Below are 14,406 nucleotides of genomic sequence, written 5' to 3' on the forward strand. Positions count from 1 at the left end.
CCCCGGGCGCACCGGCGCCCGGGCGCCGCGCTCCGAGCCACCGGGCCCCCGGACGCCGCCGCAAGCCGCCGGCGCCGCTGGTCCGGCGGCCCGCCGTCCTCGTGGCGGTGGGCGTGCTGTGCGCGGGTGGGTTGACGGCGCTGTGGCTGACCGACTCGGAGGACCGGACCGCGGTCGTGCCGCCGCTCGCCGGGATCGCGGAGTACGACGCCGGTCAGACGCTCAAGGCGAGCGGCCTGCGGGCCAAGGTGCTGCGCGAGGTGAGCGACTCGGTGCCCGCGGGTGTCGTGCTCTCGCAGTCGCCGGAACCCGGAGCACGGATCTCGACCGGGACCGACGTCGAGCTGCGGGTGTCCTCCGGGCCGCCGAGCGTGCTCGTCGATCCCGCGGACTGGGTGGGCAAGCCCTACGCGGACGTGAAGGCCGCCCTGGAAAGTCGAGGACTGAAGGTGCGGGAGCAGCAGGTCAACGCGGGCGGGGCGACGGGTACGGTAGCCGACGTCACGCCGCACGGCCCGGTACCGGTGGGCGACACCGTCGTCGTGAGTGTCGTGGCGCAACCTCCCACCGTGGGAGCGCGCGCCGCGGGGCTGCGTCCCGACGGGTTGCGGGCCGGTGACGACAGGGGAAGGAACGGTCAGTGACAGAGCAGGCTCGGCTCCTCGGCGAGCGGTACGAGCTCGGCGAGGTGCTCGGTCGGGGCGGCATGGCCGAGGTGCGCCTCGGCAAGGACGTCCGGCTCGGGCGCACCGTCGCCGTGAAGACCCTGCGCTCGGACCTGGCGCTGGACTCCACCTTCCAGCAGCGCTTCCGCAAGGAGGCCCAGTCCGCGGCGTCGCTGAACAACCCGGCGATCGTGTCGGTCTACGACACCGGCGAGGACTACGCCGACGGCGTCCCGGTCCCGTACATCGTCATGGAGTACGTCGACGGCCAGACGCTGCGCGAGCTGCTCGCCTCCGGGCGCCGACTGTTGCCCGAGCGCGCGATGGAGATCGTCGCCGGCGTCCTGACGGCCCTGGACTACAGCCACCAGGCCGGGATCGTGCACCGGGACATCAAGCCCGGCAACGTCATGCTGACCCGCTCCGGCACCGTCAAGGTGATGGACTTCGGCATCGCCCGCGCGATCGCCGACGCCTCCGCGACGATGACCGCGACCGCGGCCGTGATCGGCACCGCGCAGTACCTCTCTCCCGAGCAGGCCAAGGGCGAGAAGGTCGACGCCCGCTCCGACCTGTACTCGGCCGGGTGCCTGCTCTACGAACTCCTCACCGGCCAGCCGCCGTTCACCGGCGACTCCCCGGTCTCGGTCGCGTACCAGCACGTGCGGGAGAACCCGAAGCCGCCGTCGCTGATCGATCCTGCGGTCACGCCGCCGATGGACGCGATCGTCCTGAAGTCGCTGGCGAAGAACCCGGAGAACCGGTACCAGTCCGCCGCGGAGATGCGCGAGGACATCGAGCGCGCCCTCGACGGCCGCCCGATCACCGCGCCCGCGGTCATGACCGACGCGGTCACCCAGCAACTCGTCACCTCCCGCCCGCCGACCGCGGCCATGCCGCCGGTCGCGGCCGGAAACGGCGGCCGGCGCGGCACGCTCGGTTGGGTGCTGCTCCTGCTCGCGGTGATCGCCGTCGCCGTGCTCGGCGTCATCGTCGGCAAGGAGGTGCTGGGCTCCAAGGGCGAGAAGGTCGCCGTCCCGCTGGTCCAGGGCCTCACCCAGGAACAGGCCGAGCAGACGCTGGAGTCACGCGGGCTCAAGCCCGTCGTCAGCTTCAAGAACGACCCGAACGTCAGCGAGGGTCGCGTCATCTCCCAGGACCCGGCGGCGTCCTCGACGCTGACCCGTGGCGACGAGGTCACGATCGTCGTCTCGCAGGGCGAGGTCCGGGCGACCGTGCCCGACGTGGTCGGGTTGCCGCTGGCCGACGCCCGCAAGGCGCTCGAAGCCGCGAACCTGGTGCCGAACAAGGTGACCAGGCGCAACTCCGACCGGCCCAACAACGAGGTCCTCGAGACCAACCCGAAGGCCGGCACCAAGCGCGAGCTCAACAGCCGGGTCGACCTCGTGGTCTCCAACGGCGTCCCGCTGGTCGAGGTCCCGAACGTGGTCGGCCAGCCGTACGCCACGGCGTACGCGACGGTCTCCCAGGCCGGGTTCGTCGTCCCGTCGCCGAGCCAGGAGGTCTCCGACCGGTACCCGCCGGGCTACGTGCTCCGGCAGGTGCCCGAGGGCGGCACACAGCTGCAGAAGGGCAGCAACGTGACCTTCGTGCTGACGGCCGCCCCCAACCCGGGCCCGGACCCGACGCCGATCCCGGAGGAGACGCCGGCCGTGGACCCGACCCCGGTGCCACCGGTCGAGACCCCGGCGCCGCCGGCGGTCCAGGGCCGCTCCGAGGACGTCGTGGGGCGGACCCAGGACTGAGCCCGGGCGGATCCGGGGCGGATCCGGGACGGACTAGCCGGCCTGCGGGGGCGCGACCGGCGCCAGGCCGGCGGAGCGCTCGACCGCGCCCGGGTCGCCGCAGCGGGCGAGCCAGTTCGCGAGCATCCGGTGCCCGCCCTCGGTGAGCACCGACTCAGGGTGGAACTGCACGCCCTCGACGTCGGCCTCGCGGTGCCGGGCCGCCATGATCACGCCGGACTCGGTGCGGCCGGTGACCTCGAGGCACTCGGGGACGGTCGGGGGGTCGATCGCGAGCGAGTGGTACCGCGTCGCGGTGAACGGCGACGGCAGCCCGGCGAGCACGCCGACGCCCTCGTGGAAGACCTGCGAGGTCTTGCCGTGCAAAAGTTCGGGCGCCCGGTTGACGGTCCCCCCGAACGCGACGCCGATCGACTGCAGTCCGAGGCACACCCCGAACAGCGGGATCTGCGCCTGTGCACAGTGCCGCACCATCTCGATGCACACGCCCGCGGACTCGGGCGTCCCCGGCCCGGGTGAGATCAGGACGCCGTCGAAGGAGGCCGCGTCCTCGACCGTGACGGCGTCGTTGCGGCGCACGTCGCACTCGGCGTCGAGCTGCTGCAGGTACTGGACCAGGTTGAAGACGAAGCTGTCGTAGTTGTCGACGACGAGAATGCGGGCCACCCGCACAGCGTAATTGCCGTGCCTACTGGCCGGCCCCACCCTCGATCTCGACCTGGTTGAACGGCAGCTTCGGGTCCACCCACGGGAAGATGTGCTCGAAGAGCAGGTACAGCGCCAGGAACGCGAGCACGACCGTCAGCCCGAGCCGCACGAACCACGGCCCGGGCAGGTGTCGCCACATCCAGACGTACATCGGGGACTCAGGCCTTCTTCTGGGTGAACGCGAGCTCGGCCGGCAGCGGCCCCGGCTTCGGGTAGGCCTTCGTGAGGTGGCCGTACACGATCAGGCGGGTGCTCGACCCCCACCGCGGGTTGCAGGTGACCAGCGTGATCAGCTTCTTCGTCGGTTTCACGCCGGGCTGCTCGGGCACCGGCAGGACGACCTCGCCGTAGCTCGGGTCGACGAGCTTCCAGGCCGGGTGCGCCGGGTTCGGGTTCTTCTGCTTGTCGACGACGTAGACGAACCAGTTCGTCTTGGTCTCGACGATCACCTTGTCGCCGGGCTGGATCCGGTCCAGGTACGCGAACGGCTCGCCGTGGGTGGCCCGGTGCGCGGCGACGGCGAAGTTGCCGACGGCGCCGGGCTGCGCGCTCTTCGGGAAGTGGCCGACGCCCTTGGCCAGGTCGTCGAGCTCGACGCCCGAGACGATCGGCTTCTGCCACTTCTTGCCGAGACGCTCGATGTACATGATCCCGAGCGCGCCGTTCTTGATCGGCTTGCCGGAGACCCACGAGCTGCGCAGGTCGTCCTTGATGCCGTCGGCGCGGCGCTCGGCCTCGAGGTTGGTCCAGTAGAGCTGGTACACGACGAGGAGCAGCAGGATCACGCCGAACGTGATCATCAGCTCGCCGGTACTGCGGACGGCGACGCGGAACGGCGACGGCTTCCGCCGCGGCGGCGGCGGGCCCTGCGGGGGCGCGTCGGCCACTGTCGTCACTGCTCGTCCACCTCCGCGTAGCGCAGGTCCAGGGAACCGCTGTAGGCGGGGACCGTGATGCGCGCGTGCTTCTCGACCTTCCACCCCAGACCATAAGCGTCCACGTACTCGCGGTAGTTCGAAACGGCCACAGACTCAGCCAGCGCCTTGGAGAGGGCCGTCACATCCCCGACCGCCGTCACGGAGTAAGGGGGTGAGTACACACGGTCCTGGAGGATCAGGACATTGCCGACGCACCGGACGGCACTGGTCGAGATGATCCGCTGGTCCATCAGCTTGATGCCGACGGCACCCCCGGCCCACAGGGCGTTCACCACGGCCTGCAGGTCCTGCTGGTGGACGACCAGGTCGTCGGCGGTCGGCTCGGGGAGCCCGGGGTAGGCGCGGTCGATCGCGCCCGGCGGGGCGTCGTCGAGGGTGACGGTGATCCCGGCGCCGCTGACCGGGGTGAGGCCGGCGGCGGGGGCGATCGCGTCGCCCTCCTTGCGGACCTGCTGGACCAGGGGGTCCGCGGCCTGCTCGGAGAGTCGCTCGACCTGGCGGCGCAGGCGGTTCCCGGTGGTGGCGGCGCGGTCGTTGCGCTCCTGCGCGGCCTGGATCAGGTCGATCAGCCGCGTGTTCTCGCCCGAGCGCAGGTTGGTCCCGCGGGCCGTCGTGCCGGTGATGGCGAACAACAGGCCCGCGATCGCGAGGACGACGGGGACGGCAAGTCGCCAGCCGGAGCGGGCCATGCGGTTACGCTAGCCGACGAGCCGAGGACTGAGCCGACGACTCAGCCCGTCGACCAGCACCGCACGTCAAGCGTCCACCGGGAGTGCTCCTCATGCCGAAGTCGCGGATCCGCAAGAAGGACAAGCCCGCGCCGGAGCCGAAGCCGGCGAACCTCGGCCCGAGCGCGCCGTGGGTCGCGCCCCTCATGCTCGGCCTGTTCCTGTTCGGCCTGATCTGGATCGTCGTCTACTACGTCTCGAACGGCGACTACCCGATCGGCAGCCTGAACAACTACAACCTGCTCGTGGGCTTCGGGTTCATCACCGGCGGGTTCATCACGTCCACCCAGTGGCGCTGACCCCGGGGCGCTACCCGGCTCGGCTAGACGCCCGGTACGCCCGAATTACACCGGTGTAGTTCTCCACACCCGTTGTCCCCAGTGTGGACAACTGCCGACGTGGACGCCGGGGCGCCGAGGTTGAAGAAGAGCCCCTCGCGGATCTGGTCCTCCAGGCGCTCCGTGCGCAGCTGGACCGCGACCAGGCAGACGCCGACCAGGACCAGGCACCCGGTCGCCTGCCACCACACCCGGTTGCGGGCCGGCGCGTAGACGAACAGCGCGCCGAGGAGCGCACCTGTGACCAGGCCACCGACGTGCCCGCGCCAGTCGATGTTGTCGATGACGAAGCCGGGGAGCAGCATGAAGGCCAGGAAGATCACCGTGCTGGACGGATTGGCCCGAACCTGCCGGTCGACGACGAGCAGGGCTCCGATCAGGCCGAACACCGCACCCGAGGCGCCGATGGAGCCGTCGAAGATCCCCAGGAACAGGTAGGAGAACGTCGACCCGCCGAGCGCGCACAGCAGGTAGGTCAGCAGGTACCGGACGGGTCCGAGCAGCATCTCCAACGGTCGGCCGAACAGCCACAGCGCGAGCATGTTGAACGCGATGTGGAGCGGCGCCTCGTGCACGAAGGCCGCGGTGAGCAACCGGTGCCAGCCGCCCTGGGCCACCCCGTCGTCGTCGCCGGAGAACGGGCGCAAGGAGAGTTGGTTCAGCAGTTGGTCCGAACCCTGGACGGCGAAGAAGATGAGGACGTTGACGACGATGATCGCCATCGTCACGACCGCGCCGTTGCCGGTCCCGCGCACGGGAGCACCGACGACGGTCCGCGGCTCCCGGACCCCCTTGTGCCCGTCCGCGACGCACTCGGGGCACTGGAACCCGACGGCCGCCGAGATCATGTCGTCGGGACAGATGTACCGCTCACAGCGGCCGCACCGGACATACGTCTCCCGGCCGGGGTGCCGGTAACAGACCGGGGTCTCGCCGGATCCCGTGCCGTCCGTCATGTCAGGCCTGACGACGCTCGACGATGACCTTCTCGATCACGACGTCGGTGAGCGGCCGGTCGCGTTCGCCGGTCTCGACGGCGGCGATCGCCTCGACGACGTCCCGGCTGTCGATGTCGGCGACCTCGCCGAAGATCGTGTGCTTCATCGTCAGCCACGGCGTCGGCGCCACGGTGATGAAGAACTGGGAGCCGTTGGTCGCGGGGCCGGCGTTCGCCATCGCGAGCAGGTACGGCCGGTCGAAGAGCAGCTCCGAGTGGAACTCGTCCTTGAACGTGTAGCCCGGGCCGCCGGTGCCGATGCCGAGCGGGTCCCCGCCCTGGATCATGAAGCCGGCGATGACGCGGTGGAAGATCGTGCCGTTGTAAAGCGGTTCCGTGCTCTTGGCGCCGGTCCGCGGATCGGTCCACTCCCGGATGCCCTGCGCGAGCTCGGTGAAGTTCCGCACGGTCGTCGGCGCGTGGTCCGGGAACAGCCGAATCGTGATGTCCCCCAGGGACGTGTGCAGGGTGGCGAACAGCTCCTCGGCCACGGGATCCCTCTCGTCGATCGAACACCTACCGCCGACCCAGCATCCTTGCACGCGGCTCGCCGGGAGGCCGGAGGCGGTTGCACCCCGCCCGACCGGGAAGGATTCGACCACGAACGCCTCCGAACGAAGGAGAAATCCGATGCACCGGCCCTCCGCACGGGCGGTCCGTCGCACCGCCACCGACCTCTCGGACCAGGTGCTGCCGCACCTGAACTCGGCCAAGGACACCCTGGTCGAGGACGTCCTGCCCAAGGTCAAGCACGGCGGTGTCGACCTGGCCGCTCGCGCCGGCCTGATGTCGCCGCCGAAGCAGCGCCACCCCTGGCGCCTGGCCGCGATCGTGGGTGCCGTCGCCGTGGCCGCCTACGCGGCCTGGAACGCCTGGAAGCTCCCGCACGCGAGTGACGACTGGGCGCACGCCGACACCGCCACCCCGGCCGGCTCGCGGCCCTCGGCCGACGTTCCGGCGTAGGCCGACCTAGCAAGCCGAAGGGCCGGCCCGCGAACGGACCGGCCCCGACAGACGCGTGAGCCCCGGGTCCCCCTGGACCGGGGCTCACGCCTCGTTTCTGTCCTGCGCTAGTTCCACTTCCAGTTCATGTCGCCCCCCGACGTCCTGCGGTCAGCCGGTCAGTCGGACTGGCGCACCGCGCGGCGCAGGCCGAGGCCCGCACCCACCAGCAGCAACCCCGCCACCCCGACGCTCGCGGCGCCCGAGGCACCGGTCGCCGGCAGGGCGTCCGGGTGCTCCTCGAACGACCCCTGGACGGCGTCGTCCTCCTCGGTGACCTGGTCGTCGGTCTCCTCGGCCGGCGTGCCCGAGCCGGTGCCGTCACCGTCGCCCACCGGGGTCCCCGGGGTCACGACCGTGTCGATCGTCGGGTCCGTGCCGGGGTCCGGGTCGATCGTCCCGGGGTCCGTGCCCGGGTCCGTGCCCGGGTCCGGGTCGATCGTCCCCGGGTCGGTGCCCGGGTCGGTGCCCGGGTCCGGGTCACCACTCGACCCGGTGCCGGGGTCCGGGTCCGTCGTACCGGGGTCCGTGCCCGGGTCCGGGTCCGTGACGGCGGGGCACTCGACCTTGAACACCTTCTCCTTGTTGGTCTCGCCATCGAGGAGGGTCGCCTTGTAGTGACCGTCCGGCAGGGAGATGACGGCCGAGGACCAGGAGCCGGCGGGGTCAGCGACGTAGGTGCCGGTGTGGACCACGGGGGCGCCGCTGTTCCACGGCGGGCCCGAGACGATCGAGTACGTCACGCTCTCGTCCGCGTCGAAGCCGTCGCCGACGATGGTGAAGGCGCAGACCTTCGGCTCGTTGCTGTTGTCGGTGTCCGCCGTGCCCACCCCGTGGATCTTGATCGTGCCCGAGGACTTCGACGCGGCGACCGCAGCGCCGGCGGAGGTCAGGGACAGCACCACGAGACCCGCCGCCACGCCGGCACCGGCGGTGGCGCGAGCAATCTGGGAACGGGTGCGGTGGGTGTGCTTCATCGGCTCTTTCTCGGCTTTCTCGACGTGCGACGGGTATGTCCCGTCCGGCAGTACGTGTTGGAGTCGGAAGGGTCGGATTTGGTTCCGCGAAAAGGACAAGTCGGGACGTAGGTCCCGTCACCCCGGGCCCAAGGGCGGGGCGCGACCGGACCAACGTCCGGCGGGGCGGAGCCGACGTCGTCGGTGGCGGCCGTTACCGTCGCGAGCGTGACCCTGACCGTGCCCGCCGGCGTGCCGGACGGCCCCCTCGCCGGAGCCGACTCCGCCGCGCACCGGAAGGCCCGGGGTGCGTTCTTCACCCCGGCGGCGCTGTGCGACTACGTCGTGGCGTGGGCGATCCGGTCCGGAGCCGACCGCGTGCTCGAGCCCAGCTGCGGCGAGGCGGCGTTCCTGCTCGCCGCCGCCCGGCGCCTGGAGGGGCTCGGCGCGACCGCGCCGGACCTGTCCGGGCACGAACTCCACGAGGGCAGCGCCCGGGCGGCCGAGGCCGTCCTGGCCGACGCCGGGCACCGGGCCGCCATCACCGTGGGCGACTTCCTCGACACCCCCGCCGCACCGCAGTTCGACGCCGTCGTCGGCAATCCGCCGTACGTCCGCTATCAGGCCTTCGCCGGGCCGGCCCGGGCGACGGGACGGCGCGCCGCCCTCAGCGCCGGGGTGTCGCTGACGCGGCTGGCCTCCTCCTGGGCGGCGTTCACCGTCCACGCCGCCGAGTTCCTCCGCCCCGGCGGCCGCCTCGGTCTGGTGCTGCCGGCCGAGCTGCTCAGCGTCAACTACGCCGCCGAGGTCCGCAGCTTCCTGATGCGCCGCTTCGGCCGGGTGCGGCTGGTGCTCTTCACCGAGCGGGTCTTCCCCGGCGTGATGGCGGAGGTCGTCCTGCTCCTCGCCGAGGGCGAAGGACCGGCCTCGCACTGCGAGCTGCTGCAGGTGCACGGCCTCGACGAGCTCGCCGCCGCCGCGGGCGCCGAGACCACGTGGGCCCCGCCCGCGTCGTCGGCGAAGTGGACGGCGGCCCTGCTGCCCGGCCGGGCCCGGGACCTGTACGCCGACCTGACCGCCGGATCCGCCTTCGACACCCTGCACGGCTGGGGCGAGACGACGCTCGGCGCCGTGACCGGCAACAACCGCTGGTTCGCCCTGACTCCGCGTCAGGTCGAGGACCTCGGGTTGACCGAGACCGACCTCGTGCCGATCTCCCCGCCCGGCAGTCGCCACCTGCGGGGCCCGGCCTTCACCACGGCCGCCTGGCGCGCACTCGGTTCGGCCGGGGCCCGGACCTGGCTGTTCCGGCCGGCCGGCGAGCCCTCACCGGCCGCCGCGGCCTACATCGCCGCGGGCGAGCAGGAGGGCGTCCCGACCGCGTACAAGTGCCGGGTGCGGCAGCCGTGGTGGCGGGTGCCGCTGGTTCCGCCGGCCGATCTGCTCCTGACCTACATGAATGCCGACCACCCGCAGCTGACCGGCAACCGGGCGCGGGTGCACCACCTCAACAGCGTCCACGGCGTGTATCTGCGGCCCGGTGTGCGGCGCCTGGGCGCCGAGCTGTTGCCACTGGCCGCGCTGAACACGCTCACGCTGATCGGCGCCGAGACGGTGGGCCGGGCGTACGGCGGTGGCGTCCTGAAGCTCGAGCCGCGCGAGGCGGACGCGCTGCCGGTGCCGTCCGCGGCTCTCGTCGCGGCGGCGGCTCCGGCCCTGCGAGCGATGCGCCCGACCGTCGATCGGCTGCTGGCGAGCGGTCGGCGTCCGGAAGCGACGCACCTCGTCGACGCGGCGTTGCTCGGCGACGCCGCCGGCATTCCGCCGGCTGATCTGGCCGCGCTGGTGACGGCACGTCAGGCCCTGGCCGACCGGCGCGCCGCCCGGAGCCGCGGAGCCTCGTCGTGAAGGACGGGCTCAGCGCGCTCGAGCCGCTGCTCGCCGCGCGGCGGCACAGCGACCCCTGGCAGCACGACCGCGACAAGCCACCGGTCTACGCGCCGGACTTCGAGCTGCTCGAGCAGCTGCTCTCGGTCCCGGTCCGCGAAGGTTCCGCGCCGTCGACCGGGCGTTTCGCCCTCGCCGTGGACGCCTGGCTGGCCCACGAACTGCGGCGGGCCGGCTTCAGCCCGGACGAGGTGTGGCCGCGGGCCGGTCAGCCCCGCATCCTGCCCCGCGAGGTCGCCGAGCTGCTGAACCGGCTACCGGTGAAGCTCGCCGACGAACTCCGCGAGCGCATCCTCAAGATGCCCTCGATCGCACCCACCTCGGCGCGGGTGCTCGGGCGGGCCTACGAGAAGCAGGTCGACGTCCTCATCTCGCGGTGGGACCGCGGGCCCGAACTGCTGATCAGCACGAAGAGCCAGGTCTCCGGTTTCGGCAAGAACCTGCCGAACCGGTTCGAGGAGGCGTACGGCGACGCCGGCAACCTCCGCGCCCGTTACCCGCTCGCCGCCGTCGGATTCTTCTTCGTCCAACGCGCCACCGTGCTGCGGACCGAGCCCGAGGCCTTCGAGCGCACGGTGGACATGATGCGCAAACTGCGCGACCTGCCCGTCGGGGCCGGCGCGGGCAACGGCTACACCGCGACCGGCCTGGTCCTCGTCGACTGGGACGCCGCGGACAGCTGCGTCCGCATCGTGCACGAAGCCGTGCCCGAGGACGTCGCCGCTCCGCAGTTCCTCGCGCGCATGGTCGACGCCGTGCTCGCCGTGACGCCGATTCAGCACCACGTCGCCGTGCGCGGACTGCGCGAACGGCGCACTCTGCGCATTCGGGAGGACGAAGGCGCGCTCGATCTCGACTTCGACTGAGCGCGAATCGCCGGCCGGTTGCCCGACTAGCGCCCCCGGCATCCCCTTTGCCCGTCGGCCGTTCTGCTGATGGGCCGTCATTTTCTCAAGTTCACGGCGCGTCGCGACGACATCTGCTGCGAGTCCTCACCCGCCAGCAGTTCGGAGGCCCCCGATGAGCGGACGTACCTGGTCCCGCGCCGTCTGACGTCCGGCCACCTTCTCTTTTCGCTGTCCGCGCCCGGTGAATCCCGCGCGGCCAGGAGGGATGTTCCCGCATGCGCTCCCGTACGACCGCACTCCGCTTCTCCGCCCTGGCCGTCGCCCTCTCCGCCGCCGTCGGACTGTCGACCCCGACCGCCGACGCCGCGATGCCGAAGAGCCGGCTCACCAGTCCCGCGATCGAGGCGCCCGCGAGCTACCAGGCGCAGTTCCTGTGCAAGAAGAACATGCAGCCCGGCGTGAAGGCGTTCCGCTCGATGGTGCTCAAGAACTACAAGGGCACGCGTTCGGCCAGTGAGGTCCGGTCGTGCTCGTCGAGCCACACCAGCGAGCACGCCGACGGTCGCGCCTGGGACTGGGGCGTGCGCGTGTGGAACAAGAAGGAGCGCAAGAAGGCGGAGAGCCTGCTCAACTGGCTGCTCAAGCCCGACCAGTTCGGCAACGAGTTCGCGAACGCCCGGCGCCTCGGGATCATGTACATCATCTGGGACAAGAAGATGTGGCGTTCCTACACCGGCGAGTGGGGCCCCTACTCCTGCTCCGGGAAGACGTCCTGCCACCAGGACCACGTCCACTTCTCGTTCGGCTGGGCCGGCGCGTACAAGAAGACCTCGTTCTGGACCGGCAACGTCGCGACGGAGATGGGTCCGCCGCTGCCGCTCTACGACAGCCTGACCAAGCCGTGGAAGTTCAAGGTGAAGGCGAACCAGGGCCAGAAGTACGGCGGAAAGCTGCTCGGCAACGGTCTGCTGTACACGGTGACCGCGTCCGGGACCTGGCGCTACGGCAAGAAGGACTTCCAGGTGGCCGACGCGGTCTGTCAGAAGACCAAGAGCGGCCAGTGGGTGCGCAAGGAGGGTCTGCAACTCTCCGGCGTCCGGAACCTGACGCCGACGGTGCCGTCGCTGAACGGCTGCAACACCGTCAACCACACCTACTCCGCGACCCTGTCACCGCGCGGCACCGACGCGATCCGGTACTCGCTCACCGACAGCACGCCGAAGAACAACAGCGGTGCGGTCGACGTGACGATCCGTCGGATCGTCGCTCTGCCCGACCCCGAGCCCGGGCCGGGGGACGGCGGGGGCGGCGACTGGAACGGCGGGGACGGCGGGGACGACGACTGGTGGTGGCGGCGCTAGGGCTACCGCCCCAGGTACTCCTCGTCGGTGACCGGGTCGCCCCAGACCGTGTAGACCCCGTCGTGATCGCCGATCTGGACGGCGATGTGGGTCATGAAGGTGTCCGGGCCGGCGCCGTGCCAGTGCCACATGCCGGGTCGGACGTCGACGGAGTCACCGTTGCGGATCTCCCGTACCGGGCCGCCGCGGTCCTGCGTCCGGCCGACGCCGTCGACCACGTGCAGTGCCTGGCCGGCCGGGTGGCTGTGCCAGTGCGTGCGCGCGCCGGGAGCGAAGCGGACCTTGAGCATCGCGATCGAGCCGGGGGTGTTGTCACCGGTCACGAGCGAGTCGACGAAGACGTCGCCGCGGAACCACGACTCGGGCCCACGGGCGGTGGAGCCGCTGGGGGCGTTGTAGGGACTGGTCATGTCCGGACGCTACCCCCGTCGGCGCCGGGGACGGGTCAGTGCTCGCGGAAGCCGCCGAGGAACCGGCGGAACACGCCGCCCTCGCGCCGCAGCGGCGGCGCGGGTGGCGGGGCGGTCTTGCGCTGGGTCGCGATCGGCTTGTCGTAGTCAGTGCGGGCGATCGCGTCGATGACCTGCTCGTCGGTGTAGTCCTCGGAACCCTCGATCTTCGGGACGAATCCGACCAACATCCCGTTGCGCATCACCTGGGCCTCGAGGCCGGCGGTGCCGTCGGTGTCCCAGTTCGCCTCACGGCCGTCGGGCAGGTTGATCCGGATGCCGTAGCCGTACCGCCCGGTGGAGCTGATGTGCATCTGCGCGTTGATGCCGCGCTCCCGAAGCTGGTCCACGATCCGGCGCGCGTTGTTCTCCTCCACATCTGCACATTAGCCAGCCGCGGCCGTTCGGGCGGGCCACCATGAACGTGAGGTCGATCGGAATGTGGATCGGGATGCAACCAAATCGGCCGTCCCCGGCGTAGTCAGGGCACGACCCGCCGACCGGAAGGCCCCACGGAATGAAAGTTGATCGGCGCGACGACGAGTTCCGGGCGTACGTGCAGGACCGTCGCCCCGCCCTGGTCCGGACCGCCACCCTGCTGGCCGCGGGGGACGGCCACCTGGCGGAGGACCTCGTCCAGATCGCGCTCACCAAGCTCTACGTCGCCTGGCCGCGCGTGCGGCCCATGACCCGCGACGCGTACCTGCACCGCACGCTCGTGCACGCGGTGATCGACGAGAGCCGGCGCCGCAAGCGCCGCCCGGAGAGCCTGACCGACGCGCTCCCCGAGCACCCCGCCCCCGCCGGCCCCGAGCTCGCCGACTCGCGGATCCGGGACGCGCTCGCCGCCCTGCCCCCGCGCATGCGGGCCGCCGTGGTCCTCGTGCATTGGATGGACCTCGACGCCGAGACCGCGGCTGCCGCTCTGGGCTGTCGCGCCGGCACCGTCAAGAGCCAGGCGTCCCGGGGGGTCGCCAAGCTCCGCGAACTTCTCGAACCCCACTTTCTCCCTGCCGGAGGACCCCGATGAACCAGTCCCACTCCGACCTTCGTTCGATGCTCGACTCCGTCGCCGGCGCCCCGCGACCGGCGCACGACCTCGACGTCACCGGTGACCTCACCCGCGGTCGCTCGGCCCTGCGCCGCCGGCGCCTGACGCTCGTCACCAACGGCACCCTTGCGCTCGCGGTGGTCGGCGGCCTGGTCCTCGCGAGCACCGGCGCGCTCGACGGGTCCTCGACCCCCGCCCCGCCCGCCGTCGCGGCGCCGGCGGTGGACCTCGGTACCTCCACCGCGTCCGCGATCCAGTTCGTGGCGTACTCCGGCCGGCAACCGGAGGGCTTCACGGTCCGGACCGTCCCGGAGGGCTGGAAGGTGCAGGGCGTCAACGAGTACGTGCTGCTGGTCGTCCCACCGTCCGGCGCCGATCCCTCGCTCGACGTGTTCGAGGGGAAGATCGCCGTGATGCTCGAGTCCCAGGACGCGACCGGCCCCTGGGAGGGCACCGAGGTCGCGGTCGGCGACCGCACCGGTGTCCTGAGCCGCATGGGCGACGGCTACGGCCAGCTGCACTGGACCGACGCGAAGGGGAACAACCTCGTCGTGCAGTGGCCGGACACTCAGGAGTTCACCGACGAGCAGATGGCGGCCTTCGCGGCCGGCGTCACCGTCACCGGCGACGCTCAGGCCGGCCGCGGCTGAGG

Annotated in this window: 18 protein-coding genes; 9 read left to right on the forward strand and 9 right to left on the reverse strand. The window is 71.6% G+C overall.

Features of this window, described 5'->3' with window-relative positions:
* Together ABD401_RS11965 and pknB are read left to right on the forward strand one after the other, a co-directional pair.
* A partial coding sequence (locus tag ABD401_RS11965; RefSeq protein ID WP_344604950.1) for a PASTA domain-containing protein occupies positions 1-644 on the forward strand: 644 nt, incomplete at its 5' end.
* Positions 641-2,431 carry a Stk1 family PASTA domain-containing Ser/Thr kinase gene (gene pknB / locus ABD401_RS11970; protein ID WP_344604952.1) on the forward strand — a complete coding sequence of 597 codons (1,791 nt, stop codon included), beginning with the start codon at positions 641-643 and terminating at the stop codon, positions 2,429-2,431. The genes ABD401_RS11965 and pknB, both read left to right, overlap by 4 nt.
* A gap of 33 nt (positions 2,432-2,464) precedes the next feature.
* Here the strand turns inward: pknB and ABD401_RS11975 are convergent, their stop codons facing one another.
* From ABD401_RS11975 to ABD401_RS11990, 4 genes are read right to left on the reverse strand one after another with little or no spacing between them, the layout of a single operon-like run.
* Positions 2,465-3,103, reverse strand: coding sequence for an aminodeoxychorismate/anthranilate synthase component II (locus ABD401_RS11975; RefSeq protein ID WP_344604954.1), 639 nt, complete (start codon positions 3,101-3,103; stop codon positions 2,465-2,467).
* Between the two features lie 16 nt (positions 3,104-3,119).
* A complete protein-coding gene (locus ABD401_RS11980; protein ID WP_344604956.1) occupies positions 3,120-3,290 on the reverse strand; it encodes a hypothetical protein in 171 nt (56 codons plus the stop codon).
* A gap of 7 nt (positions 3,291-3,297) precedes the next feature.
* On the reverse strand, positions 3,298-4,035 hold the full coding sequence (locus ABD401_RS11985) for a class E sortase (RefSeq protein ID WP_344604958.1): 738 nt from the start codon (positions 4,033-4,035) through the stop codon (positions 3,298-3,300).
* Positions 4,032-4,766 (reverse strand): DUF881 domain-containing protein, encoded by a 735-nt coding sequence (locus ABD401_RS11990; RefSeq protein ID WP_344604959.1) that lies wholly within the window; start codon positions 4,764-4,766, stop codon positions 4,032-4,034. The genes ABD401_RS11985 and ABD401_RS11990 overlap by 4 nt, the downstream gene beginning before the upstream one ends.
* Positions 4,767-4,858: 92 nt before the next feature.
* Here ABD401_RS11990 and ABD401_RS11995 point away from each other — a divergent pair, with 92 nt between their 5' ends.
* Entirely contained in the window at positions 4,859-5,104 is a 246-nt protein-coding gene (locus ABD401_RS11995; RefSeq protein WP_344604960.1) for a cell division protein CrgA, read from the forward strand.
* Positions 5,105-5,127: 23 nt separating this feature from the next.
* On the opposite strand, the gene ABD401_RS12000 is transcribed toward ABD401_RS11995, so the two are convergent.
* Positions 5,128-6,099, reverse strand: coding sequence for a rhomboid family intramembrane serine protease (locus tag ABD401_RS12000; protein WP_344604961.1), 972 nt, complete (start codon positions 6,097-6,099; stop codon positions 5,128-5,130).
* Position 6,100: 1 nt separating this feature from the next.
* On the reverse strand, positions 6,101-6,631 hold the full coding sequence (locus ABD401_RS12005; RefSeq protein ID WP_344604962.1) for a peptidylprolyl isomerase: 531 nt from the start codon (positions 6,629-6,631) through the stop codon (positions 6,101-6,103).
* Positions 6,632-6,770: 139 nt separating this feature from the next.
* Between ABD401_RS12005 and ABD401_RS12010 the strand changes: the two genes are divergently transcribed.
* On the forward strand, positions 6,771-7,103 hold the full coding sequence (locus ABD401_RS12010; protein WP_344604963.1) for a hypothetical protein: 333 nt from the start codon (positions 6,771-6,773) through the stop codon (positions 7,101-7,103).
* Between the two features lie 158 nt (positions 7,104-7,261).
* Here the strand turns inward: ABD401_RS12010 and ABD401_RS12015 are convergent, their stop codons facing one another.
* The gene (locus ABD401_RS12015; RefSeq protein ID WP_344604964.1) at positions 7,262-8,119 is read right to left on the reverse strand and encodes an LPXTG cell wall anchor domain-containing protein; all 858 of its coding nucleotides are present in this window, start codon (positions 8,117-8,119) and stop codon (positions 7,262-7,264) included.
* Positions 8,120-8,326: 207 nt separating this feature from the next.
* On the opposite strand from ABD401_RS12015, the gene ABD401_RS12020 reads away from it, so the two are divergent.
* From ABD401_RS12020 to ABD401_RS12030, 3 genes are all read left to right on the forward strand, one after another.
* Entirely contained in the window at positions 8,327-10,006 is a 1,680-nt protein-coding gene (locus ABD401_RS12020) for an N-6 DNA methylase (RefSeq protein ID WP_425566121.1), read from the forward strand.
* Positions 10,003-10,911: a hypothetical protein gene (locus tag ABD401_RS12025; protein WP_344604966.1), complete on the forward strand. Its 909-nt coding sequence runs from the start codon at positions 10,003-10,005 to the stop codon at positions 10,909-10,911. Before ABD401_RS12020 ends, ABD401_RS12025 begins: the two co-directional genes overlap by 4 nt.
* A 257-nt stretch (positions 10,912-11,168) precedes the next feature.
* Positions 11,169-12,254, forward strand: a complete 1,086-nt coding sequence (locus ABD401_RS12030) for a VldE C-terminal domain-containing protein (RefSeq protein ID WP_344604968.1) — start codon at positions 11,169-11,171, stop codon at positions 12,252-12,254.
* Between the two features lie 2 nt (positions 12,255-12,256).
* On the opposite strand, the gene ABD401_RS12035 is transcribed toward ABD401_RS12030, so the two are convergent.
* The gene (locus tag ABD401_RS12035) at positions 12,257-12,664 is read right to left on the reverse strand and encodes a (R)-mandelonitrile lyase (RefSeq protein ID WP_344604970.1); all 408 of its coding nucleotides are present in this window, start codon (positions 12,662-12,664) and stop codon (positions 12,257-12,259) included.
* Positions 12,665-12,699: 35 nt separating this feature from the next.
* A complete protein-coding gene (locus ABD401_RS12040; RefSeq protein WP_344604971.1) occupies positions 12,700-13,080 on the reverse strand; it encodes a hypothetical protein in 381 nt (126 codons plus the stop codon).
* Positions 13,081-13,220: 140 nt separating this feature from the next.
* Here ABD401_RS12040 and ABD401_RS12045 point away from each other — a divergent pair, with 140 nt between their 5' ends.
* Positions 13,221-13,733 carry a SigE family RNA polymerase sigma factor gene (locus ABD401_RS12045; RefSeq protein ID WP_344604973.1) on the forward strand — a complete coding sequence of 171 codons (513 nt, stop codon included), beginning with the start codon at positions 13,221-13,223 and terminating at the stop codon, positions 13,731-13,733.
* Positions 13,730-14,404: a hypothetical protein gene (locus tag ABD401_RS12050; RefSeq protein ID WP_344604974.1), complete on the forward strand. Its 675-nt coding sequence runs from the start codon at positions 13,730-13,732 to the stop codon at positions 14,402-14,404. Before ABD401_RS12045 ends, ABD401_RS12050 begins: the two co-directional genes overlap by 4 nt.
* The last annotated feature ends 2 nt before the right edge of the window (positions 14,405-14,406 follow it).

Origin of the sequence: Sporichthya brevicatena, from assembly GCF_039525035.1 — a bacterium.
Classification (GTDB): Bacteria; Actinomycetota; Actinomycetes; order Sporichthyales; family Sporichthyaceae; genus Sporichthya; species Sporichthya brevicatena.